At 41.6% G+C, this 24,992-nt stretch carries 19 protein-coding genes; 12 read left to right on the forward strand and 7 right to left on the reverse strand.

Features of this window, described 5'->3' with window-relative positions:
* Positions 1-3: 3 nt before the first annotated feature.
* From J3455_RS09590 to gltB, 3 genes are all read right to left on the reverse strand, one after another.
* A complete protein-coding gene (locus J3455_RS09590; RefSeq protein WP_233786743.1) occupies positions 4-216 on the reverse strand; it encodes a hypothetical protein in 213 nt (70 codons plus the stop codon).
* A gap of 274 nt (positions 217-490) precedes the next feature.
* Positions 491-1,906: a glutamate synthase small subunit GltD family protein gene (locus J3455_RS09595; protein WP_178927123.1), complete on the reverse strand. Its 1,416-nt coding sequence runs from the start codon at positions 1,904-1,906 to the stop codon at positions 491-493.
* 9 nt (positions 1,907-1,915) lie between these two features.
* Positions 1,916-6,373: a glutamate synthase large subunit gene (gene gltB, locus J3455_RS09600; RefSeq protein ID WP_167657793.1), complete on the reverse strand. Its 4,458-nt coding sequence runs from the start codon at positions 6,371-6,373 to the stop codon at positions 1,916-1,918.
* 694 nt (positions 6,374-7,067) lie between these two features.
* Between gltB and J3455_RS09605 the strand changes: the two genes are divergently transcribed.
* The 6 genes from J3455_RS09605 to J3455_RS09630 all read left to right on the forward strand — a co-directional run bounded on the left by J3455_RS09605 (position 7,068) and on the right by J3455_RS09630 (position 14,294).
* Positions 7,068-8,321 carry an efflux RND transporter periplasmic adaptor subunit gene (locus J3455_RS09605; protein WP_130052275.1) on the forward strand — a complete coding sequence of 418 codons (1,254 nt, stop codon included), beginning with the start codon at positions 7,068-7,070 and terminating at the stop codon, positions 8,319-8,321.
* Positions 8,322-8,342: 21 nt separating this feature from the next.
* Positions 8,343-9,050, forward strand: a complete 708-nt coding sequence (locus tag J3455_RS09610; protein ID WP_130051273.1) for an ABC transporter ATP-binding protein — start codon at positions 8,343-8,345, stop codon at positions 9,048-9,050.
* A gap of 2 nt (positions 9,051-9,052) precedes the next feature.
* Positions 9,053-10,366, forward strand: a complete 1,314-nt coding sequence (locus J3455_RS09615; RefSeq protein WP_349561609.1) for an ABC transporter permease — start codon at positions 9,053-9,055, stop codon at positions 10,364-10,366.
* Between the two features lie 11 nt (positions 10,367-10,377).
* Complete coding sequence (locus J3455_RS09620) at positions 10,378-11,583, forward strand: ABC transporter permease (RefSeq protein ID WP_349561610.1); 1,206 nt, start codon at positions 10,378-10,380, stop codon at positions 11,581-11,583.
* 81 nt (positions 11,584-11,664) lie between these two features.
* Positions 11,665-12,993, forward strand: a complete 1,329-nt coding sequence (locus tag J3455_RS09625) for a sigma-54-dependent transcriptional regulator (RefSeq protein WP_130051270.1) — start codon at positions 11,665-11,667, stop codon at positions 12,991-12,993.
* The gene (locus J3455_RS09630) at positions 12,993-14,294 is read left to right on the forward strand and encodes a sensor histidine kinase (RefSeq protein WP_239977555.1); all 1,302 of its coding nucleotides are present in this window, start codon (positions 12,993-12,995) and stop codon (positions 14,292-14,294) included. The genes J3455_RS09625 and J3455_RS09630 overlap by 1 nt, the downstream gene beginning before the upstream one ends.
* Before the next feature lie 68 nt (positions 14,295-14,362).
* Here the strand turns inward: J3455_RS09630 and J3455_RS09635 are convergent, their stop codons facing one another.
* Positions 14,363-14,701 (reverse strand): Grx4 family monothiol glutaredoxin, encoded by a 339-nt coding sequence (locus J3455_RS09635; RefSeq protein WP_054551536.1) that lies wholly within the window; start codon positions 14,699-14,701, stop codon positions 14,363-14,365.
* A 264-nt stretch (positions 14,702-14,965) separates the two neighbouring features.
* Between J3455_RS09635 and J3455_RS09640 the strand changes: the two genes are divergently transcribed.
* From J3455_RS09640 to J3455_RS09660, 5 genes are all read left to right on the forward strand, one after another.
* Entirely contained in the window at positions 14,966-15,547 is a 582-nt protein-coding gene (locus tag J3455_RS09640; protein WP_054551537.1) for a superoxide dismutase, read from the forward strand.
* 239 nt (positions 15,548-15,786) lie between these two features.
* Complete coding sequence (locus tag J3455_RS09645) at positions 15,787-17,709, forward strand: PrkA family serine protein kinase (protein ID WP_130051268.1); 1,923 nt, start codon at positions 15,787-15,789, stop codon at positions 17,707-17,709.
* 26 nt (positions 17,710-17,735) lie between these two features.
* Positions 17,736-19,022 (forward strand): YeaH/YhbH family protein, encoded by a 1,287-nt coding sequence (locus J3455_RS09650; protein ID WP_130051267.1) that lies wholly within the window; start codon positions 17,736-17,738, stop codon positions 19,020-19,022.
* Positions 19,023-19,042: 20 nt separating this feature from the next.
* A complete protein-coding gene (locus J3455_RS09655; protein ID WP_130051266.1) occupies positions 19,043-20,557 on the forward strand; it encodes a SpoVR family protein in 1,515 nt (504 codons plus the stop codon).
* Between the two features lie 5 nt (positions 20,558-20,562).
* Positions 20,563-21,444: a universal stress protein gene (locus tag J3455_RS09660; protein WP_130051265.1), complete on the forward strand. Its 882-nt coding sequence runs from the start codon at positions 20,563-20,565 to the stop codon at positions 21,442-21,444.
* 50 nt (positions 21,445-21,494) lie between these two features.
* On the opposite strand, the gene J3455_RS09665 is transcribed toward J3455_RS09660, so the two are convergent.
* Both J3455_RS09665 and J3455_RS09670 read right to left on the reverse strand, forming a co-directional pair.
* Positions 21,495-22,457: a sensor domain-containing diguanylate cyclase gene (locus J3455_RS09665; RefSeq protein ID WP_130051264.1), complete on the reverse strand. Its 963-nt coding sequence runs from the start codon at positions 22,455-22,457 to the stop codon at positions 21,495-21,497.
* A 3-nt stretch (positions 22,458-22,460) separates the two neighbouring features.
* A complete protein-coding gene (locus J3455_RS09670; RefSeq protein ID WP_130051263.1) occupies positions 22,461-23,465 on the reverse strand; it encodes a response regulator in 1,005 nt (334 codons plus the stop codon).
* A 205-nt stretch (positions 23,466-23,670) separates the two neighbouring features.
* Here J3455_RS09670 and tpx point away from each other — a divergent pair, with 205 nt between their 5' ends.
* Positions 23,671-24,252, forward strand: a complete 582-nt coding sequence (gene tpx, locus J3455_RS09675) for a thiol peroxidase (protein WP_130051262.1) — start codon at positions 23,671-23,673, stop codon at positions 24,250-24,252.
* 80 nt (positions 24,253-24,332) lie between these two features.
* On the opposite strand, the gene adk is transcribed toward tpx, so the two are convergent.
* Positions 24,333-24,977: an adenylate kinase gene (gene adk, locus J3455_RS09680; protein WP_036967590.1), complete on the reverse strand. Its 645-nt coding sequence runs from the start codon at positions 24,975-24,977 to the stop codon at positions 24,333-24,335.
* Positions 24,978-24,992 lie beyond the last annotated feature (15 nt).

A 24,992-nucleotide genomic window follows, 5' to 3' on the forward strand; every position in this document is an offset into this window, starting at 1 on the left:
GTTTTATATTTTTTTTATTGTTTTCAGTTGTTGCTTCACCATCGCTTTAAGGGCGTCTGATAAGGTTTCATCTAGTAAAACCATAGTCAGAATATCGTGCAGGTCTTCACTATTCATGACCTCATTGAGTAAATCATTTTCAGATTTTGAATTCGGCTGAAAAAAGCTTAACTGCTCGTTATTAGTGTGTTCGCAAAACATTTTCTTTTTATCCATGTTGTTAGCATCAAATATTCAGATGGGCTTCTGCCTCTGATAGACATTTAAACGCAACAATGTGGAGTAAATATGGAGTTAATACGAAATAATGAACTTTTATATTCTACTGTAGAATTCATTCGAAGATTGTAGGTAATAAGCGCTATTTTTTCATTATCTTTCTGGATCTTGCTTAAATTATCATAACAAGAAATAAGTATATTTTATGGCAGGTAATAAAAAAGCAAGCTAGGTAGCTTGCTTTTATAAATATTAAATGAACCCCTTAGGATTAAACTTCCAAATAATCCATAATCCCTTCTGCGGCGTTTCGGCCTTCGAAAATAGCGGTTACCACTAAGTCTGAGCCGCGAACAATATCGCCACCAGCAAAGATTTTAGGGTTCGTTGTTTGATGGGTAAATTCACCTTTTTCTGGTGCGTTGATGCCACCCCAATGATTGATTTCAACACCGTACGGCTCTAACCAATCCATTTTATGAGGTTTAAAACCAAAAGCCATAAGCACTTTGGTAGCTTCAATAACATGTTCAGAGCCGGCAACTTCTTCAGCACGACGACGACCATTTTCGTCCGGCTCACCAAGCTGGGTTTTCACCATCTTAACGCCAGCAACTTTACCTTGCTCGTCAACAACAATGCCTTTCGGCTGTACATTGAAGGTAAATTCTACCCCCTCTTCACGGGCATTTTTAACTTCACGCTTTGAGCCTGGCATATTTTCTTCGTCACGACGATAAGCACAAGTTACTTTTGCAGCACCTTGTCGAATAGAGGTTCTCACACAGTCCATTGCTGTATCACCACCGCCTAACACGACAACTTTTTCGTTCGCCATATCGAGGTAAGCTTGTTTGTCTTCTGCATAGCCCATAACACGGTTTGTGTTACCAATTAAGAACGGCAGTGCATCAAACACACCATCAGCATCTTCATTCTCAAGCCCTGCACGCATACTTTGATACGTACCGACACCTAAGAAAACGGCATCATATTCAGCCAAGATTTCATCAAGAGTAATATCAACGCCAACTTCAGTGTTTAGCTTAAACTCGACACCCATTTCAGTGAAAATTTCACGACGCTTCTGCATTACTTCTTTTTCAAGTTTGAATGAAGGAATACCAAATGTAAGAAGGCCGCCAATTTCAGGGTGACGGTCAAACACCACAGGTTTTACACCGTTACGTACTAAAATATCCGCACAACCTAAGCCTGCCGGACCAGCACCAATGATAGCCACTTTTTTGTCAGACCAAACCACATACGACATATCTGGTTTCCAGCCCATCTTAAAAGCGGTATCTGTGATGTACTTTTCGATATTACCGATAGTGACAGCACCAAACTCTTCATCAAGTGTACAAGAGCCTTCACACAAGCGGTCTTGTGGGCACACTCGACCACACACCTCTGGTAAGCTGTTTGTACGATGAGACAACTCTGCCGCTTCTAAAATACGGCCAGTACGAATTAATTTTAACCACTGTGGAATATAGTTATGTACTGGGCATTTCCATTCACAGTACGGGTTACCACAATCTAAACAGCGATCCGCCTGTGAGTTAACTTGCGTCTCAGAAAACGGCTCGTAAATTTCTACGAAAGATTGTTTACGCGCTGAGATTGGCTTTTTACGCGGATCAACACGTTGTACATCGATAAATTGGTATACATTTTCGCTCATACTACCCCCTTACTGAGCCTGAACACGAAGCTCTGCGCTGCTGCGCGCTCGGTGCCCAAGTAAACTTTTTACATCACTAGATTTTGGCTTAACTAATTTAAACATCGGAATGTATAAATCGAAGTTAGCTAAAATCTGCTCAGCGCGGTTTGAGCCTGTAAGTTCTAAATGCTCAGCAATTAGACCGCGTAAATGTTCTTGATGTGATGCCAACCCTTCAAGCGTGACAATCTCAACAAGTTCAGGGTTAATGCGTTTTTCAAAGTCATTACCTTCGTCAAGAATATAAGCAAAACCGCCTGTCATACCTGCACCAAAGTTGATACCCACTTTACCAAGTACGCAAACAACACCACCTGTCATGTATTCACAACCATTGTCACCCACGCCCTCTACAACCGCTTGGACGCCTGAGTTACGAACTGCAAAACGCTCACCGGCACAGCCTGCGGCAAATAATTTACCGCCCGTTGCACCATATAAACAGGTATTACCGGCAATGGTCGCTTTGTGGCTTTCGAAAGAAGAACCCAGCGGTGGGCGAATTACTAGCTTACCGCCAGCCATTCCTTTACCAACATAGTCATTCGCATCACCAACAAGCGTCATTTCAAGACCACCTGCATTCCACACACCAAATGATTGACCTGCTGTACCATGGAGCTCAATAGAAACAGGATCAGCAGCCATACCTTGGTTACCATGTTTTGACGCAATATAACCCGATAGCATAGCCCCTACTGAGCGGTCTGTATTGCAAATACGGTTAACCAGCGAGATACCAGATTTTTCATCAATTGCTTGCTTCGCTTTTTCAAGTAAGGTTTCGTTTAGCTGACCTAAGTAGTGTGAGCTATTAGGCACACTACAATACAAGGTTTCACCCGTTGGGTTGTTTGGTACGGCAATAACTGAAGACAAATCAACTTTCTTTTGTTTCTCTGTCTTGCCTTCAATTGCTTCAAGTAAGTCCAAACGACCTATTAAATCTGTTAAACGAGTTACACCAAGGCTTGCCATAATTTGGCGCGCTTCTTCGGCAATAAACTTAAAGTAGTTCATCGCCATTTCTGGCAGACCATGATAATGCTTTTGACGCAGCGTATCGTCTTGCGTTGCAACACCGGTCGCACAGTTATTTAGGTGACAAATACGTAGGTATTTACAACCAAGAGCTACCATAGGCCCAGTACCAAAACCAAAGCTTTCAGCACCTAAAATAGCCGCCTTAATGATATCTAGACCCGTTTTAAGGCCACCATCTGTTTGTAGACGAATACGGTGACGTAAACCATTTTCTACTAACGCCTGTTGAGTTTCAGCAAGACCAAGCTCCCAAGGACTACCTGCATACTTAACAGAAGTGAGCGGGCTTGCACCTGTGCCACCGTCATAACCAGCAATAGTAATCAAATCGGCATAGGCTTTAGCTACACCTGTTGCGATAGTACCTACACCTGGTTCAGAAACTAGTTTCACCGAAATAAGTGCATCTGGATTTACTTGTTTTAAATCGAAAATAAGCTGAGCTAAATCTTCAATCGAGTAAATATCGTGATGTGGCGGAGGCGAAATCAAAGTCACACCCGGCACTGAATAACGTAATTTTGCAATATACGGCGTTACTTTTTCACCCGGTAATTGACCACCCTCACCTGGTTTTGCACCTTGCGCAACTTTAATCTGAATTACATCAGCGCTACGTAAGTAATGTGGTGTTACACCAAAACGACCTGAGGCAACCTGCTTAATACGCGAGTTTTTCTCTGTGCCGTAGCGAAGCTTGTCTTCACCACCTTCACCCGAGTTTGAGCAACCACCTAAACGGTTCATTGCAATTGCGAGTGCTTCATGCGCTTCTGGCGATAACGCACCAATACTCATTGCTGCAGAGTCAAAACGTTTGAACAGCTCAGTTGCAGGTTCAACATCATCAACACTCACACCTGTATCAGGGATCTTGACTGCCAACATGTCACGTAAATTGGTGATCGGGCGGTTATTTACTAAATCAGCATACGCTAAGTAATCTTTGTAATCCCCAGAGCGTACTGCTTTTTGCAGTGTTTGAATAACATCTGGGTTATAAGCATGGTACTCACCACCGTGAACATATTTTAATAATCCGCCATGGCTCAATAATTTACGCTTACTAAAGGCCAGCTTATGAAGCTTACGTTGGTCATCATCAAAATCTGTAAAACAAGCCCCTTTAATACGACTAGCTACACCGTTAAAACAGGTTTCTACAACCGCATCTGATAAACCAACTGCCTCAAATAACATTGAACAGCGGTACGAAGCGACAGTACTGATGCCCATTTTCGACATGATTTTATACAGACCTTTGTTAATCGCATTACGATACGCAAGCGTTACTTCGCAATAGCTCTTATTCAGGGTCTTGTTATCGCTCATTGCAACTAATGATTCATAAGCAAGGTACGGATAAATTGCCGTTGCACCAAAACCAAGTAATACCGCAAATTGATGCGCATCACGGACACTGCCCGATTCGATGATGATATTAGATTCACAACGTAAGTTATTATCTACTAAACGCTTTTGAATTGAACCAACCGCCATCGCCGCAGGAATCGGTAAATGCGTTTCGCTAAAGTTACGATCACTTAAAATAAGCATGACACAGCCTGACGCCGCTTTTTCTTGTGCTTCATCACAGATACGTGTGATTGCTTTTTCTAAGCCTTCTTCTGCGGTGTAAGTGATATCAATTTTACAGTAGCTGTAGTGCTCATCGTCAGCATTGATCAGCTGTTGCATATCAGCATACATCAAAATTGGCGTATCAAACTGTAAACGCTTAGCATGGCCGGTGGTTTCGTTAAATACGTTTTGCTCACTACCAATACAGGTTGCTAGTGACATAACGTGATTTTCACGAAGTGGGTCAATCGGTGGATTCGTTACTTGCGCAAACTTTTGTCGGAAGTAATCAAACAGTGAGCGATGGCCTTCTGACAGTACCGCAAATGGCGTGTCATCACCCATAGAACCCGTTGCTTCTTGACCATTTTCACCCATAACACGAATCACGCTATCAAGTTCTTCATTGGTATAGCCAAACATCTTTTGATACTTAAGCAGTGTTTCGTCATCAAAAGAACGGTTACCCGCATCTTTTTCAGATAACTGTTCAAATGGCGTTAAACGCTTAACGTTTGCCTCTAACCATGCTTTATATGGGTGGCGAGATTTAAGGTCTTGGTCAATCTCATCTGAATGCCATATTTTCCCTTGATGAGTATCAATAACTAACAGCTCACCTGGTCCGACACGGCCTTTTTCAACGACTTCGTCTGGTGCGTAATCCCAAATGCCCACTTCAGAGGCAAGCGTGATAAATCCATCTTGGGTAATTACATAACGCGCCGGACGCAAGCCATTACGGTCAAGGTTACAAGCCGCGAAACGGCCGTCAGACATTACAATACCAGCTGGGCCATCCCATGGTTCCATATGCATTGAGTTGAAGTCATAGAACGCACGTAGGTCATCATCCATGGCACGGTTTTTCTGCCATGCTGGTGGCACAAGCATACGCATTGCACGGAATAAATCCATGCCTCCCGCTAAGAACAACTCAAGCATATTATCTAAGCTTGAAGAATCTGAGCCGCTTTCGTTAACGAATGGTGCGGCTGATTGCAGATCTGGAATAAGTGGTGAGGCAAACTTATAAGCACGGGCACGTGCCCATTGGCGGTTACCTTGAATCGTATTAATTTCACCATTATGCGCTAAATAGCGGAAAGGTTGAGCTAAAGGCCAACGAGGCTGTGTATTAGTAGAAAAACGTTGGTGGAATACACAAATCGCACTGGTCATGCGAATATCAGCTAAGTCTAAATAAAAGTTAGGTAAGTCTACAGGCATCATCAAGCCTTTATAGACAGTGACCAAACCAGATAAACTGGCAATATAAAAGTGTTCATCGTTTTCGAGGCGCTTTTCAGCACGACGACGCGCTACATATAAGCGACGCTCTAAATCTTTTGGACGCCAGCCTTCTGGTGCGCTAACAAAAATTTGTTCAAAGCCTGGTAGTTGTTTTTTTGCAATTGGCCCTAAACATGACGCATCGGTAGGTACTACGCGCCAGCCTTGAATACTCAAGGTTTCTTTTTCGAGTTCTTCACTCAACACATCTTTAGCTGTTTGCGCAAGTACAGGATCGGCATTTAAAAATACCATGCCAACGGCGTAGTTCTTACCTAAGTGCCAATCATGTTCGCTGGCAATAGCACGAAAGAAACTATCAGGTTTTTGCATTAATAAACCACAGCCATCACCAGTTTTACCATCTGCAGAAATACCACCACGGTGTTCCATGCGATCTAAGCCAGTGATTGCTGTTCGAATCAAGCGGTGACTCGCCTGACCATTGACCTGGGCTATTAAGCCAAAGCCACAATTATCTTTTTCTAATTTTGAGTCGTATAACATAGACCCCTCCCCTTGCTACAACGACTAGCGGTTCAGTCTTTTGTGACAGTGCTAGCAGACGAACAAAACTATCGCCAAATACCTCATGAGTCAATAGAGTTTTGAATACATATTCATATTCATGAATATTTCTCACTTAAAGGCACTTTCTAAATTCTATGCTATTTTTTTACATTTAGGCGTATTTCACCCGTTATTTTTTTATGACACTGGTGTCAAATTTAACAACTTGTAAAAAAACAATCTAAAACCCGCCTCTTTACGTTAACGTAAACTGCGCTTAATTATGAATAATTATTCACGATCTGAATATCAATGCAGTTTTTATGAGGTATCACCTAACGCTGCTGCATCATTATTTACTCTTGGCTTTAGCATAGTAACAAACTAGGTCTCTGAGCAGCCGACCTTAGTCGCAATGACTGACTTTCTTTACCCTCGCGTCAATAATCAGCAATTTAAAAGTGTCCGCAGCGGACACTTTTTCTGTCCGCGGACAGACATCTACTCATCAAAAAAATAAAAACACAATAATATCAGAAACTTAACAATTGGCACGCTACTGGTATAGATAAGTCATCAGCGAAATTAAGGATTTCAAAATGTTCACTATCAGTTTGTTTATGGCTTCTCCGCTTACCATGATTGCCGTTGGCTTCATGATTGTATGTTTTGAGAATCGTAAGGAGTTATGATGATAAAGGATACCAGTGCCCAAGATATTACTGTGGCTAAAAAAAACACCATTAAGAAACCACTTATATTAGCAGTAGGTGTAATACTTGTTGGTGCGCTTGGCTTTCAAGCATTGTTTGCCAGTAGCGATGGCAGCATTTCGGTTGATGCAGCAAGCCTACAAATTAGTGAAGTAAGCCAAAAGACGCTTACTAGAGATGTGGCAGCGAGCGGTAAAATCGTTGCAGCTAATGCGCCAAAAGTTTATAGCCCTGAACGAGGTTTTGTTGATTTAAAAGTAAAAGCCGGTGACAGCGTTGAAGTAAACGAAGTAATCGCCACCGTAACCAGCCCTGAGCTTACTAACGAATTAAAACAGCAACAATCAGTATTAGCACGATTAGAAGGTGAACTACAACGCAAGCAACTTGAAGCACGTCGACAAAAACTAAGCCTTACTAAAGCCCTTGATTTAGCACAGGTTGAACTAAATGCCGCAGACAGAGAAAACCGCCGAGCTAAACTCTCTATCGAAAAACATTTAATCAGCCAAATAGATTTAGAAAAAGCCGTTGATGACTTGGCCCGCGCCAAACTTTCCTTTAAACATGCAGAGCAAGAAGTCAGCTTAGCTAAAGATACCCTCGCATTTGAACTAAAAGCTGCAGAGCGCGATCTGACGCGTCAGCAACTCATCGTTGATGACTTATTTAGGCAGGTGAATGAACTCACAATTACTGCCAGTGTAAGCGGTATTGTTGGTAACTTATTAGTGCAGCAAAAAGAAGCCGTTACACAAAGCCAACCATTAATGACTTTGGTGGATTTAAGTAACTTTGAAGCTGAACTACAAGTACCTGAAAGCTATGCCAATGAGCTAGGTCTTGGTATGCAAGTTGAACTGACTTTAGGTGCCCGTCATGTAACAGGAACCTTATCGGCTATTTCACCGGAGGTTAATAATCGCGAGGTAACTACCCGCGTACGCTTTGATAGTGAGGTTTCTGGTATTCGCCAAAACCAACGCTTAACCGCACGTATTTTATTAGAGAATCGCGATGATGTATTGCAAGTAAAACGCGGTGCATTCTTACAGCAAGGTGGCACCCAGGCTTATAAAGTTGAAGGTGACATGGCTTATTTAATCGATATAAAAACCGGTGCTAGCAGTATCAATGCTGTCGAGATAATAGAAGGCGTAGAGCCTGGCGATAAGCTAATCATCTCGAATTACGACCGCTTTAAAAAAGCATCCACACTGGTTTTACGTTAACAAATAAAAGGAAAAATCAACATGCTTACAATGAACGACATCAGCAAAGTGTATCAAACTGACATGGTACAAACTCATGCCCTTCGCGACTTCAACCTACAAGTAGATGAAGGTGAATTTATTGCAGTAACTGGCCCAAGTGGCTCGGGTAAAACCACTTTTTTAAACATCGCAGGTATGTTGGAGCCATTTAGCGAAGGCCAGTACATGTTAGATGGTATTGATGTGGGGAAACTAAATGACAACCAACGCGCTGATCTACGAAATCAAAAAATTGGTTTTATATTCCAGGGTTTTAACCTCATCCCTGACTTGAACTTATATGAAAATATTGAAGTGCCATTGCGTTATCGTGGCATTAAAGCCGCTGAGCGTAAACGCCGTATTGAGCAATGCCTTGAGCAAGTTGGTTTAGCTTCACGAGCAAAACACTTACCGCAACAACTTTCTGGTGGTCAACAACAACGTGTGGCCATTGCCAGAGCACTAGCCGGTGAGCCTCGCTTTTTACTTGCCGATGAGCCGACGGGTAATTTAGATAGCTTAATGGCACGCCAAGTAATGGAACTACTTGAGCAAATCAACCGTGACGGCGCAACCATCATCATGGTAACCCATGATCCAGAACTTGCGCGCAGAGCCCCACGCAATATCCAAGTTGTTGACGGCCAGCTAGCTGACTTCACCTTATATCAAGGTACCCAAAATCTCAAAGCGGCTGGAGTATAACCATGTTCCTTCATTATTTAGATTTAAGCTGGCGCAGCTTTAAGCGCACGCCACTTGTAAGCTTTTTAATGGTATTGGCCATTGCTATTGGTATTGGCGTAACCATGACAAGTTTATCTGTGTATCACATGATGTCGGCAGACCCTATTCCTGAAAAAAGTAGCAGCCTTTATTCTGTGCAGTTACAAACCATGGATGAAGGCCGTACTTGGTGGACAGTCGATAACATGCCACTTCAATTAACTTATCAAGATGCAGTCAACCTTAATAAAGCAAAAGCCGGTGGTAAACGCGTCACTATGGTAAGAACGGGTTTTTCGGTTTATTTAGACTCAGACAAAGTAAAACCATTTATTGGTCAAGCGCGCCTAACCACTCCTGACTTTTTCGATATGTTTAACTTATCGTTTATTTATGGTGGAGTGTGGACTGAGCAACAAGAAGCAGATGCAGCCCCTGTAGTGGTGATTAATAAAGATTTAAACGACAAGCTTTTCGCAGGTCAGAACCCCGTAGGTAAAATGGTTTATCTAGATGATGCCAGTTATGAAGTTATTGGCGTGATTGATGATTGGGATATCACCACAAAATACTATGACCTTAATAACGGCGCATTTAATAAAACCGAACAACTGTTTTTACCATTTAGCCTAATGAAAGCCCGCAAGCTTGAAAATTGGGGTAATACCAATGGTTGGAAACATGAAAAAACCAACACCTTTAACGACAAACTAAATTCAGAAATGGTGTGGTTGCAGTTTTGGGTTGAGCTAAAAACACCTGCAGAAAAACAAGCTTACCAAGACTTTTTGATGGCCTATATGCAAGAGCAACAAAAGCTCGGTCGTTTTAATCGTGAAAAACTAACGGCCACCTTGCGCGATGTAAATGAGTGGATGCAATACAACAATGTTGTCAGTGAAGACAACGAAATTTTAGTCGGCCTAAGTTTTATGTTTTTAGCCGTGTGCCTTGCTAATATTTTAGGCTTATTACTGGCGAAGTTTTTACGTCGTGCTCCTGAAGTGGGTGTACGCCGCGCATTAGGCGCCAGTAAGCGCCAAATCTTCTTTCAACATATCGTTGAGGTGGCAATGTTAGGCTTCTTGGGTGGCATCTTCGGTATTATTTTGGCGCAAATAGGTTTATTAGGCGTACGCCATAGCTATAGCTACTACAAAAGCTTAGCCACGATGGATTTAAGCATGCTATTAAGCGCGCCAGTGATTGCAATTACCACCTGTATTATTGCTGGCCTTTACCCTGCATGGCTAGTGTGTAAAACCAACCCTGCTATTTACCTTAAGAGCCAATAAGGATGACACCTATGTTAGAAATTAAACCTATCTTTCACGCCTTATGCCGCTCAAAAGTTGGCGCTATTTTATTACTGATACAAATTGCCATCACCACTGCGATTGTCAGTAATGCCGCGTTTATTATTCAAGACAGGGTCAGCTACTTAAGCCAAGAAACAGGCTACCCTGAAGAAGATATTTTCGTTTTTAATGTCATGATGTTTGGCAAAGACGTGTCTCCATCTCAGCAGTACGAGCTAGATGAAACTATGCTCCGTCAAATCCCAGGTGTAGTTGATGCGGCTTACTCTAGTAATACACCGCTTTCAGGCAGTGGATCTTCGTCAGATTTTAGTTTAAAGCCTGCACCTGAAGAGAGTAAATCCGTCCGTACGTCTTACATGTTTATCGATGAGCATGGCATTAATACCTACGGTGTTAAGCTCATTGCTGGGCGTAACTACACCGAAGATGAAGTCATCGTGACCGATAACTATGATGAACTTTCAAAAGTAACTGTTGTAACTAAAGCCCTAGTTGATGAGCTATTCCCTGACGGAAATGGTTTAGGTCAAACAGTTTATTTTGGTGACATTCCAATGAAAATTATTGGTGTTATTGATCTTATGAAAGGTCCATGGCTAAAAGACAGCCGCCCAGATAACGTAGCACTGCTACCTTTTATCAAGCCAGGTACAAATGCACGTTTTGTGGTCAGAACTGAGCCAGGTCAACGTCAATCAGTTATGAATCGCGTTGAAGAGGCCATGCTTAAAAACTACAACAAACGTGTTATTTCTCGTATCCGTGGTTTAGATGATGATAAAGAACAGTACATGGCTGAAGACACATTAATGATGAGAATGCTGGTTGTACTCATTGCAATCTTAGTGTTAGTAACTGCACTGGGTATCTTCGGACTTACCTTATTTAATATCAGTAAACGTACAAAACAGATTGGTACTCGCCGCGCTTTAGGTGCAAGAAAATCAGCCGTTATTAACTACTTCTTAGTTGAAAACGCCATGATATGTGTAGTTGGTTTAGTGATTGGTGTTATTGCTGCCATATATTTAGGCCAGGTGCTGATGCAGCATTTCTCAATTGCTCAACTTGATATTAGCTACGTGCTAGTAACAGCATTAGCAGTATTTATTATGAGTCTGTTGGCAGTACTTGCTCCAGCAAAACGGGCGGCGAACATCTCTCCGAGCATTGCAACTCGAACAATTTAGTTCTCCCAACCTATGCTACACTGGATTTACAGTGTAGCATTTATCTTGCACCCTTATTAGGAAAATAACTAAAACAATTATATGGAAAAAATACTTATCGTCGATGATAACCCAGCCATCTTGGATGCGTTGTCATTATTACTTGAAATTCACGATTTTGAGGTCGTTACAGCAAGCAATCCTCTTGAGGCAATTCAAGCTGTGCAATATCAACGTATTGCGCTTGTTATTCAAGACATGAACTTTACCGCCGACACAACCTCAGGCGAAGAAGGCAAAGAGCTCTTTTATGCCTTACGAGACATTAACCCTCATTTACCAATTATCTTGATTACCGCATGGACTGAGCTGTCAACAGCCGTTGAACTCGTAAAAGCGGGTGCAGCTGATTATCTACCGAAACCATGGGACGATACCAAGTTACTTACCTGTGTAAATAACCTGATAGAGCTGGGTAAAGTAAAACAACAAAACGAAACCTTTACCCGCCACCAGCAAGAACGTGATGCATCTGTGCATAACGCTAATTTAGTGGGTCTTATATATAAAAGTACCGCTATGGAGCACATTGTTAATCTTGCAATTCAAGTTGCTAAATCGGATATTTCGGTGCTTATCACAGGTCCTAACGGCAGTGGCAAAGAGCGAATTGCACAAATAATTCAGGCTAATTCATTATTAGCAGACAAACCCTTTATCACTGTTAATGCTGGCGCCCTGCCAAGCGAACTGATCGAAGCTGAGCTATTTGGTGCAGAAGCCGGTGCGTATACAGGAATTACTAAACAGCGTATTGGTCGTTTTGAAGCCGCCGATGGTGGCACCCTATTTTTAGACGAAATTGGTAACTTGCCACTCTCTGGGCAAATGAAACTATTACGCATTTTACAAACCGGCGAATTTGAACGCTTAGGTTCAACACAAACACGCAAAGTGAATGTTAGGGTAATTTCAGCAACCAATGAAGATTTAAGTCATGCAATTAAAACTGGTCAGTTTCGTGAAGATCTTTACTACCGTTTGAATGTCATTGAGTTAAATTTGCCAAGCCTTGCTGATCGCCCAGATGACATTTTAGCTTTGGTCGCACACTTTTTACCTGAGCGAGCATTCTCACTCAGCACAGAAAAAGCCCTACTTGCCCACAGCTGGCCTGGTAATGTTCGCGAACTTGAAAATGCCTGTAAACGTGCTGGGGTTTTAAAGCCCACAGGGATGATTGAGCTTGCCGATTTTGGCTTACAAGTTGAAGTAAATAGCCCCGCACAAACAAGAACAGAGCCAAACAAGCAAGAGATTGAACTTGCCATGCGCGAGTACCAAGGTGTTATTGCGAAAGTGGCTCGTCATTTTGGATTAAGTCGCCAAGCCCTTTATCGTAGACTTGATAAATTTAAGATTGATTATTAATGACAACACAGCGTTTTTCGTTTCGATATAAAATCATAACCTTATGTATTACAGCGTCTGTATTGCCGCTGATATTGGTTTGTTACTTTTCGGGCATAAGCTTGTTTTACAGCATTTTAGCTCTACTTGCATGCGTGTTGATAAGTGCTCTTTTTGCCGCCCAGTTATCTGCCCCGCTCATTGATGGAATGAACTCTCTCGAAACCGGGCTACTTAATTTTAAAGATGGCGAGCTGGCTACATTATTAGCATATGAGGGCAGTGATGAGCTTGGCGATTTATGTCGGCTTTATAACCAAACTGCAAAACAGCTTCGCCAAGAAAAACAATGGATATATCAGCGAGAGCTGATGCTCGATAAAGTTTTACAAAGCTCGCCACAAGCAGTGCTTTTGACTAACGACCAAGGTTTTATCGTTTATAGCAACCACAGTGCACGCAGCTTACTCGATGCTAAATCAGCTCTTGAAGGCGCTAAACTTGAACACTTTTTAGAATCTAGCTGTGAGCAATTAACGCGCGCGATTCACAAAGGGGTCGATGGTTTATTTACCCTTGATAAAGAAGACCAAGAATCGCAAACTTGGCATATGGCGACAGGCCGATTATTACTTAATAATCAGTTTCACCAACTGTTTGTATTTAAACAGCTCACTCGCGAGCTAAGCCGTCAAGAAGTTGAAGTGTGGAAAAAAGTCATTCGCATCATTAGTCATGAGCTGAATAACTCACTCGGCCCAATGTCATCCATGCTTCATAGCGCTCAGTTATTAACTAAAGAAGTCGACGAGCCACGCTTGAAGCGGGTCTTTACTACCATTGAGGACCGCATCAAGCATCTTAATGAGTTTGTGCAAGGTTATGGCAAATTTGCCAAGTTACCAACACCGCAACTATCGACGGTTAACTGGCATACTCTTATTGAACAGCTAAAAAGCCAGTGGCAGGTTGATGTATCACTAGATGAGGGTGTAACAACTGAAGCTGATCACACACAACTAGAACAATTACTGATCAACCTATTAAAAAATGCCTATGAATCAGGTTCTAACCCTGAAGATATCAATTTAACTGTGCAACAAGAAGCAAACGGCACTCACATCACAGTGAGCGACAAAGGCAAAGGCATGAGTGAAGCTGTGATGGCTAATGCGCTTATCCCCTTCTATTCAACCAAGACAACTGGTAGTGGCCTAGGTTTAGCACTTTGCAGAGAAATAGTTGAAGCACACCACGGGCAAATTAGCTTACACAACCGCGAGCAAGGTGGCTTAAGCGTGCATGTTTTATTACCCGCATAATACCTATAAGCAATAATATTGGTATAAAAAAAGCCGCAATCAGCGGCTTTTTTCTACACTAAATTCGATTATTCAGCGTCTTTTTCTTTGTACTTTGCAGCTGTTTCAGTAATTAGTGGTTGTAATTCACCACGCTGAAACATTTCGATGATAATGTCACAACCACCGATAAGCTCGCCTTCTACCCATAATTGTGGGAATGTTGGCCAGTTTGCGTATGCAGGTAACTCTGCACGGATGTCTGGGTTAAGTAGAATGTCAACGTAAGCAAACTGCTCACCACATGCCATAAGTGCTTGTGATGCTTGTGAAGAAAAACCACAGTTAGGTAACTTTGGTGATCCCTTCATGTAAAGAAGGATTGGATTTTCAGAAATTTGCTGTTTAATTTTATCGATGGTTTCCATTTACAACCTCAAAAAAGACATTGGCTTACTACATTGGCCTTGAAAAAGTTTCACTGTGGCCTCAGATATATAACTTAAAATCGGCATTCGTAGCCACAATTTTAAATAGTCTTTAGCAATAGCATTGCTGTTTGCTAAAACTTGAGTAAAATACTCAACAATTATAGTAACACTATAATACCACTTGGTATAGGGAAGTACGCTGTTTACCTTGCTATTACCTATAACTGAGTGGACTATCAACCAAGAAGATGGAGATAAAAAATGGCATTTGAACTACCGTCACTACCATACGCAATCGATGCATTAGAGCCACATATTTCAAAAGAGACTCTAGAGTTTCACCACGGTAAACACCACAACACTTACGTTGTGAAATTAAACGGTCTGATCCCAGGCACAGAATTCGAAAACAAATCTCTAGAAGAAATCGTATGTTCTTCAGAAGGTGGCGTATTTAACAATGCTGCACAAATCTGGAACCACACTTTCTACTGGAACAGCCTATCTCCAAACGGTGGTGGCGAGCCTACTGGCGCAATCGCTGACGCGATCAATGCTAAATGGGGTTCTTTCGACGCATTCAAAGAAGCGTTAAACGATAAAGCAGTAAACAACTTTGGTTCAAGCTGGACTTGGTTAGTTAAACTAGCTGACGGCACACTTGACATCGTAAACACGTCAAATGCTGCAACTCCATTAACTGATGAAGGTGTTACACCAATCCTAACTGTGGATCTTTGGGAACACGCTTACTACATCGATTACCGTAACGTTCGTCCAGATTACCTAAAAGGTTTCTGGGCATTAGTTAACTGGGACTTCGCGAACGCTAACTTCGCTTAATCTTCTGTTACTAACAGTAATCCAAAAAAGACGCTTCGGCGTCTTTTTTATTGCCATTGCACGCCCCCTCTAAGTCGCAGCCAAGTCCTCAGCCAAAAAGCGTAATCAAGATGAGCTTTTTTCAATTAAATTCTTAATTTTCTTGCGCAAAAATTCAAAATCGTGACTAAGCTTTAATTAGCCTTTGCTTTTCTCTTAATCTAATTACACGTCATTTTAGCGGGTTTTCGGAGGTCTCTATGAGTATTTTTGAGCATTACCAATCACGATACGAAGCAGCGCAAGAAGAAGAATACAGTATTGAGGAATTTCTCGAAATCTGTAAGAAGGATAAATCAGCTTATGCCAGCGCACCTGAACGTCTATTGATGGCGATCGGTGAGCCGGAAATTATCGACACATCGACCGATGCGCGCTTAAGCAGGCTGTTTTCAAATCGCGTAGTTGCACGCTACCCTGCATTTCACGATTTTTATGGTATGGAAGATGCCATTGAACAAATCGTCTCTTACTTAAAGCATGCTGCGCAGGGCTTAGAAGAATGTAAGCAAGTGCTGTATTTACTTGGCCCAGTAGGTGGTGGTAAATCATCAATTGCTGAAAAGCTTAAATATTTAATGCAACAAGTACCAATTTACTCAATAAAAGGCTCGCCCGTCAACGACCACCCTCTAGCGTTATTTGACCCAAATGAAGACGCTGAGCTTTTAGAAAAAGAATACGGCATTAAGCCACGTTATTTAAAAACAGTGATGTCACCATGGGCTGCAAAACGCTTAAGTGAGTTTAATGGTGATATTAGCCAATTCAGAGTAGTTAAGCGCTACCCATCAATTTTAAATCAAATCGCAATTGCCAAAACAGAACCCGGCGATGAAAACAATCAAGATATTTCAGCTTTGGTAGGTAAAGTAGATATTCGCCAGCTAGAGCACTTTGCGCAAAACGACCCTGATGCATATGCATACTCTGGTGCCCTTTGCTTAGCAAACCAAGGCTTAATGGAGTTTGTGGAAATGTTTAAAGCGCCAATCAAGGTGCTACACCCACTGCTTACAGCCACTCAAGAAGGCAACTACAACGGCACAGAAGGTATTAGTGCCCTACCGTTTAATGGCATGATATTAGCTCACTCAAATGAATCTGAGTGGCAAACATTTAAGAACAACAAAAATAATGAAGCATTTTTAGACCGTGTTTACATCGTCAAAGTACCTTATTGTTTACGTGTGTCTGAAGAAGTTAAAATTTACAATAAACTACTTGAAAACAGTGAGTTACATGATGCACCATGTGCACCCGGCACATTAAAGACATTGGCGCAATTTACCACACTTTCGCGGATTAAAGAGCCAGAAAACTCAAGCATTTATTCAAAAATGCGAGTCTATGATGGCGAAAGCTTAAAAGACACCGACCCGAAAGCTAAGTCGTATCAAGAATACCGCGACTACGCCGGTGTTGATGAAGGCATGACAGGGCTATCTACCCGCTTTGCGTTTAAGATTCTATCGCGGGTATTTAACTTCGATACCACAGAAGTAGCTGCTAACCCCGTGCACTTATTCTATGTGCTGGAGCAGCAAATTGAGCGTGAGCAGTTTACTGCCGATGTTGAGGAGCGTTACTTAAGCCACTTAAAAGGTTACCTCATTCCTCAGTACGTTGAGTTTATCGGTAAAGAGTTACAAACGGCGTATTTAGAATCTTATTCTGAATACGGACAAAACATCTTCGACCGTTACGTCACTTATGCAGATTTCTGGATCCAAGATCAAGAGTATCGTGACCCAGATACAGGCCAGCTATTTGACCGTGCAGCACTCAATGCAGAGCTTGAGAAGATTGAAAAACCTGCGGGTATTTCAAATCCTAAAGATTTCCGTAATGAAATTGTCAACTTTGTATTGCGTGCGCGTGCACACAACCAAGGCAAGAACCCGCTTTGGACCAGTTACGAAAAACTTCGCACTGTTATTGAGAAAAAAATGTTCTCAAACACTGAAGACCTACTGCCTGTTATTTCTTTCAATGCGAAAACCTCGGCTGAAGATCAGAAAAAACACGAAGACTTTGTCAATCGTATGGTTGAGAAAGGCTATACCCAAAAACAAGTACGTTTACTTTCTGAATGGTATTTACGCGTTAGAAAATCGCAGTAAAAAACGTTTGTTTTAAGGGGGTTGTTATGGCGCATTTTATTGACCGACGCCTGAATGGAAAAAACAAAAGTACCTTGAATCGTCAACGGTTCATCAGGCGTTATAAGAAACAGATTAAAGAAGCGGTATCTGATGCCATTAATAAGCGTAGCGTAACCGATACTACCAGCGGCGAGAGTATTTCTATTCCGCAACGTGATATCAGTGAACCTATTTTTCATCAAGGACGTGGCGGTGACCGCGAACAAATCCACCCAGGTAATGATCAATTCTCTACGGGCGATAAAATCAAGCGGCCGCAAGGGGGTGGTCAAGGTGGAGGCAGTGGCGAAGGTGAAGCCAGTGACTCGGGTGAAGGACAAGATGACTTTGTATTCTCCATTTCAAAGGATGAATACTTAGACTTACTGTTCGAAGATCTTGAACTGCCTAACCTACAACAAAATCAGCTAGATAAACTCGTACAAATGAAAACCCATCGTGCAGGTTTTTGTAATGATGGCATGCCAAGCAATATTGATATAGTGCGCTCATTACAAGGCTCACTTGCTCGCAGAGTAGCAATGACCGCAGGCAAAAAGCGCCACCTTGCTGAGCTTGAAGGTCAGTTAGCGTTGCTAAAAGCAGAGGAAGAACCAGACAAAGCTGCCATTGCGTTACTCGAACGTCAAATTGAGGAACTACAAAGTCGCATTAACGCAGTGCCATTTATTGATAATTATGACCTACGTTTTCGTAATTATGAAAAACAGCCACATCCTACAAGCAAAGCAGTGATGTTTTGCTTAATGGATGTCTCAGGTTCGATGGACCAAGCTACTAAAGATATGGCAAAACGCTTTTATATTTTGCTTTATCAATTTCTAACCCGCAGCTACAAAAATATAGAAGTCGTCTATATTCGCCATCATACCCAAGCGAAAGAAGTAGATGAGCAAGAGTTTTTCTATTCTCAGGAAACGGGTGGCACAATTGTATCGAGCGCATTAAAGCTAATGAACGAAATTATCGCTGATCGCTACAACCCAGAAGAGTGGAACATTTATGCAGCACAAGCCTCTGATGGCGACAACTGGGCAGACGACTCACCGAACTGTGGCGAAATTTTACGTAATAAACTACTAAAGGCGGTGCGCTATTACGCCTACATCGAAATTACAGCCCGTGCCCATCAAAGCTTGTGGCGAGAGTATCAGTCGATAGCGCAAACCCACGACAATTTTGCAATGCAACATATCCGGGGCGTTGAGGACATTTACCCTATTTTCCGTGAATTATTTAAAAAGAATCGTCAGCAGCAAGGCGCCGCATAGCCTTGCGAGTGAGGTAAAGTATGGCCGATAAACGTATTAGTGACGGTCCTGATTGGACCTTTGATTTATTAGCAGAGTATCAAACTGAGATTGAGCGGGTTGCGAAAATTTATAAACTCGATACCTACCCAAATCAAATTGAGGTGATCACCGCAGAACAAATGATGGATGCCTATTCCAGTGTAGGGATGCCGATTGGCTACAGCCACTGGTCGTATGGTAAAAAATTCATTCAAACAGAACAAAACTATAAACGAGGACAAATGGGCCTCGCTTATGAAATTGTTATTAACTCAGACCCTTGTATTGCTTATTTAATGGAAGAAAATACCCTACCAATGCAAGCTTTGGTAATGGCTCATGCTTGCTATGGCCACAACTCGTTTTTTAAAGGTAATTACTTATTTAAAACCTGGACCGATGCCAGCTCAATTATCGATTACTTGTTATTTGCAAAAAATTACATAGCTAAATGCGAAGAAAAATACGGCATTACCGAGGTCGAAAACCTGATTGATTCATGTCATGCCCTTATGAATTATGGTGTAGACCGTTACAAGCGTCCGCAACGAATTTCACTGTATGAAGAACAAAAGCGCCAACAAGAACGTGAAGATTACCTACAATCACAAGTGAATGAACTTTGGCGTACTATTCCAACCTCACAGCAAGAGTCTAAAAAGCGTGAGCGCCGCTTTCCTGATGAGCCACAAGAAAACATTTTGTACTTCATCGAGAAAAATGCCCCGCTGCTTGAGTCATGGCAACGGGAAGTCATCCGTATTGTTCGTAAGATTTCTCAATATTTTTATCCACAAAAACAAACTCAAGTTATGAATGAGGGCTGGGCAACATTTTGGCATTACACCATTTTGAACCACCTTTACGATGAAGGAAAACTCACAGATGCCTTTATGCTCGAGTTTTTACAAAGCCATACAAATGTAGTGTATCAACCACCATACAACAGTAACTATTATTCAGGTATAAACCCTTATGCCCTTGGCTTTAACATGATGGTTGATATCCGCAGAATGTGTGAAAACCCAACTGATGAAGATAAAAAGTGGTTCCCTGAATATGCAGGCAGCGATTGGTTAGAGACGCTGCATTTCGCAATGCAAAACTTTAAAGACGAGAGCTTTATAAGCCAGTTTTTATCGCCGAAAATAATTCGTGATTTTAAATTATTTACCATTATTGACCATGAAAAAGAACCGACTCTTAATGTGGGGGCAATTCATGATGAGCTAGGTTATCAACAAGTTCGTGAAACGCTTTCGGCTCAATATAACTTAAGTAATCTCGAGCCAAATATTCAAGTCTATAACGTTGATATCAGAGGAGATCGTTCATTAACTCTGCGCTATGTCCCCCATAACAATATTCCCTTAGCTAAATCAAAAGATGAAGTGCTAAAACACCTTTACAGGCTATGGGGCTTTAAGGTAAAACTGGAACAAGAAACCTCAACAGGTGAAGTTTCATTACTGGGTGAATGCCCAAGCAGTGATACCCGACACACAACAGAGTAGCCAAAATGAATAAAAAAATACTGGTGATCATCGACTCAATAGCCGATGCTAAAACGTCTATTTTACATGCAAAGCAAAAAGCCAAAGGCGTTAAGCATATTGATCTTGTTGCTTTTAGTTATGAAGATACCAATAACATTTTATTCTCTATTCCACCAGATGAAGCGCTTGCGATACAAGACAAAGAACTCGCTAAAGTCCGTGCAGCGCTTAGCCCTCTGATCAGTGAGCATCTAGATGACGGCAGTTATACATTGCAAAACCTGTGGCATGAAAGCCCAGTACAGTGGCTTGCAAATGAGCTTGATACGTCAAACTATGATATGGTGATTAAAACCCGTCACATTGACGAAGAAACGCAATTTAGCGAACTAGATTGGCAGCTTATCCGTTTTAGCCCACTCCCCCTTTACCTAGCCGCCGATAACAAATGGCGTAACAATACCAATGTACTCGCGGCTCTTGATTTAGGCAGCGAAAAAGCCACTAAATACTGTTTAAACGAGGCAATTATTAAAGCAGGTTTGGCCTATGCTAAAGACTACGAAAGCGAATTTTATGCGTGTTATACCGTGCACGTGTCACCATTTTTACGTGATTTAGGCATTGTATTTTCAGATGAACAAGTGACAAATGCTTTTGAAAAACTCCCCGTCGCGCAGCGTACCTTAATTGAAGCACACGACTTAAAAGAAAAACTAAAAATCAAAGCTGGTGTGGTTGAACAAGTGATTCCAAGTGTTGCAGCAAAATTAAATGCTGATTTAGTGATTATGGGCTCGGTTGGTAATACAGGTATTAAAGGTCATTTAATTGGTAATACTGCTGAAAAGGTCATGAAGCTACTTAAAACAGATATTCTCGTTTTACCGCCACTTGGCATTTAATCGGCAAAATCTTAAGAAAATTAATATAAAAAAGGGGCTTTTGCCCCTTTTTATAAATCTGTATAAGCAGTAACCATGTTACGGCCATTTTCTTTAGAGTGATACAAGGCTTTATCTGCCGCTTCAACCCACTTTTCGTAGCGATCAAACTTTTCGTCAAAGCAGGCAAAACCAATACTGACCGTCAGTTGAATTTGTTTGCCATCAAAGTATATTGATGAGTTCTCAATCAGTGTTCTTAATCGCTCAGCAAAAATATGCGCACCTTCATGATCAGTATCTAGCAAGGTTACCGCAAACTCTTCACCACCATAGCGGCCAGCTAAATCGGTTTCACGCAAAGTCTTACGCAGAAGGTCAGCAATATGACGCAACGCCTCATCACCTCCGCGATGGCCATGCTCATCATTAACCTTTTTAAAATGATCAATATCAAACATCAACAAACTGCTACACCCGCCACTGCGAACAATACGCATATACTCTTTACGTAATTTTTCTTCCCAATAACCACGGTTGGTCAGTTTAGTCAGCGCATCTGTTCGACTCATTTGTTCAAGCTTACTGTTGGCTTCTTCTAGCTCTTTTTTGTTTACAGCTTCATCCGTTACATCATAAATAATGATACAGATATGCGACACTTCACCTGTGGTCGTTGTCAGCGGAATAAAGGTAGCATTTTGATACATATGATCCGCTTTACCGGTAATTGGGCGGTAGTTTTTGAAACGGAAAATATATGGCTGCTGCTCCCAAATAGTAAATGAACGATTATTTAGTATGAACACAGACTCTGATTTACTGCGAAACCACTTTTCATCAATTGATGGAAATAAATCAAACAGATCTTTATCTTTCACCGCGCTTGGTAGCAAGCCTGAATGGTTTTCCATAAAACCATTCCAGATGCATACTTTGTAGTCTCTATCGAGCACTACTAGGCCTACATCAACGGTATTAAACATATCCATTAACCAATGGAGTTCATTCATATTAAAATCGGCTGCAGGCATAGTTTAGTCTTCTAATAAATAAGCTACTTTGTACTTAAGGGTTTTAAGTGAGTCCTCAGTGAACAGCAACATCAAATCACAGTTAATATTGTGATTTTCGATGCCATAGCTGATCTCAATCGCCAGTGTTCGTTGCCAGCGAGATTTATTGGCTTTTACTAAATCGGTGACATCACAATGCTGCCCTAGCACCACAGGATGACCTTGGCTAAAACGCATATCTAGCTGTTTAGAAAGCCCTGATAAAATCGCACCGATCAGGATGTTGCTCACATCCATTAACAGCTCAAGCTCGACATTATCGTTTAGCTCACCTTCGTAATTCATCAATGACGCGATTTCTTTAAAACTTGAATCGTTTAAAAGTAGTAATGCTTCGCCAGATACCCCACCGCCGATAAAACCTTGGCATACACCCGATGTAGTTGCATTAGCATCAATAGAGCGCAGAGCCATATCAAGCTCATTTACTTCTAATACATTTACATTAGGGATAGGCAGCTTTACGAATACATTAAGAAGACGCGCTAATAAGTCCCCTGCTTGCCCCATAGCGACGTTAGTGAGCTCTTGATAGATATCACGGACATCAGGGTCAACTTGCTCACCTAGCTTATTAGCAAGGCGCTCACGCATGGCTTTATCTTTAATACCATGGTGTTCGATGATATTAGCGAGCTTTTCCGCAGAGCAAGGTTTTTGAATAAAGTCGATGGCACCTAACTCTAGCACTCGTTGATGCGCATTAGGTTGAATATCACCAGACACAACCACGGTGAGAACATGAAGGTCCTGTTCTTGAATGGCTTGAAGCACTTCATAGCCATCCATTTCAGGCATGTTTAAATCGAGAAATAGAATTTCTGGCTGAATTTTTTTAATCTGCTCAATACAGTGCACACCATTTTCAGCGAACTCAACTTTAATATCCCAATCATCGGGTAAAGAGCGCGCTAATTGTCGACGTGCTAACTTTGAATCATCACAAACTAATACCGATGTTGACATACCTTCTCTCTAAATACGCACTTTTAACTAGATACTAACTAGTGCCAGTAACTTTATTATTATTTTTCTATATAAAAAATCGGTTCACGAACACATGTTAATCAAACTATTGGTTATTTACAATTTTAAATTGTACTAATCCTTTGAGCCACTCTATGAGTATAATACACTGATGTTAAATGCGTTAATTTGAAGGAATCTTATTATGTTACGTCCGCTAATATTTGCACTAGGTGCTGTATGCACGTTTAGTTATGCTGGTGATTTATCAGAAAATAGTTTAGATGCAGGTAAGGTTTCTGCCCAATCTAAGCCGGTCACTTTACTAGGTCAAGGTGTTGAAGTTGGTCAAAAAGCGCCTAATTTTAAAGTAGTAGATGGCAGCTTTACACCTGTCACACTAGATAACTACCAAGGTCAAGCAGTGCTTTTAAGCGTAGTGCCAAGTTTAGATACGGGTGTGTGTAGTATTCAAACCAAACACTTTAATGAAAAAGTAGCTACTGAGTACCCAAGTGTTGCTATGCTTACCTTAAGCGCAGATTTACCGTTTGCACAAAAGCGTTTTTGTAAAGCCGAAAATATCGACAAAGTGGTGACTTTGTCTGACTCAGTGTGGCGTGACTTTGGTAAGAACTACGGTTTGATTATCAAAGATATGGGCTTATTAACCCGTGCGGTGTTTGTGTTAGATAAAGAACATAACATCGTTTATAAGCAGCTAGTTGATAATTTATCAAAAGAGCCTGATTACGACGGTGCCATTGCGGCATTAAAGAAACTGTAAAGCGCAATTTTACTTGCAGTGAGACAGACACAAAAAAACCGCCCAGAGGCGGTTTTTTATTTGTGATTCTAAAAGGTAAATTAACCTAGCAGCTCACCAAGTTGTTGGCTAACAGCTTCAACAGCTTGAGTACCGTCTAATTTGTGGTACTGAGTGTTGCCTGCTTTTGCTTCAGCTTGGTAGTAATCAACTAATGGTTTAGTTTGGTCGTGGTAAATACCTAAACGCTTACGTACTGTTTCTTCAGTATCGTCATCACGAATGATTAGATCTTCACCTGTGATGTCATCTTTGCCATCGACTTTAGGTGGGTTATAAACAACGTGATAAACACGACCAGAACCAGGGTGTACGCGACGGCCGCCCATACGCTCAACGATGATTTCGTCAGCAACGTCAAATTCGATAACGTGATCAACTACCACGCCATTCTCTTTCATTGCATCTGCTTGAGGAATAGTACGAGGGAAACCATCTAGTAAGAAACCTTTTTCGCAATCTGGCTTAGCGATGCGCTCTTTAACTAGACCGATAATAATTTCGTCAGATACTAATTGACCTGCATCCATTACTTTTTTAGCTTCAAGACCAAGTGGTGTACCTTCTTTGATTGCTGCACGCAGCATATCGCCCGTAGAAATTTGTGGAATACCGTATTTGTCCATCAAAAACTGAGCTTGAGTACCTTTACCTGCACCCGGCGCGCCCAAAAGAATAATGCGCATATCATTGTCCTCTGT

The organism is Pseudoalteromonas sp. NFXS39, assembly GCF_040148775.1.
In the GTDB taxonomy this organism is placed as follows: domain Bacteria; phylum Pseudomonadota; class Gammaproteobacteria; order Enterobacterales; family Alteromonadaceae; genus Pseudoalteromonas; species Pseudoalteromonas apostichopi.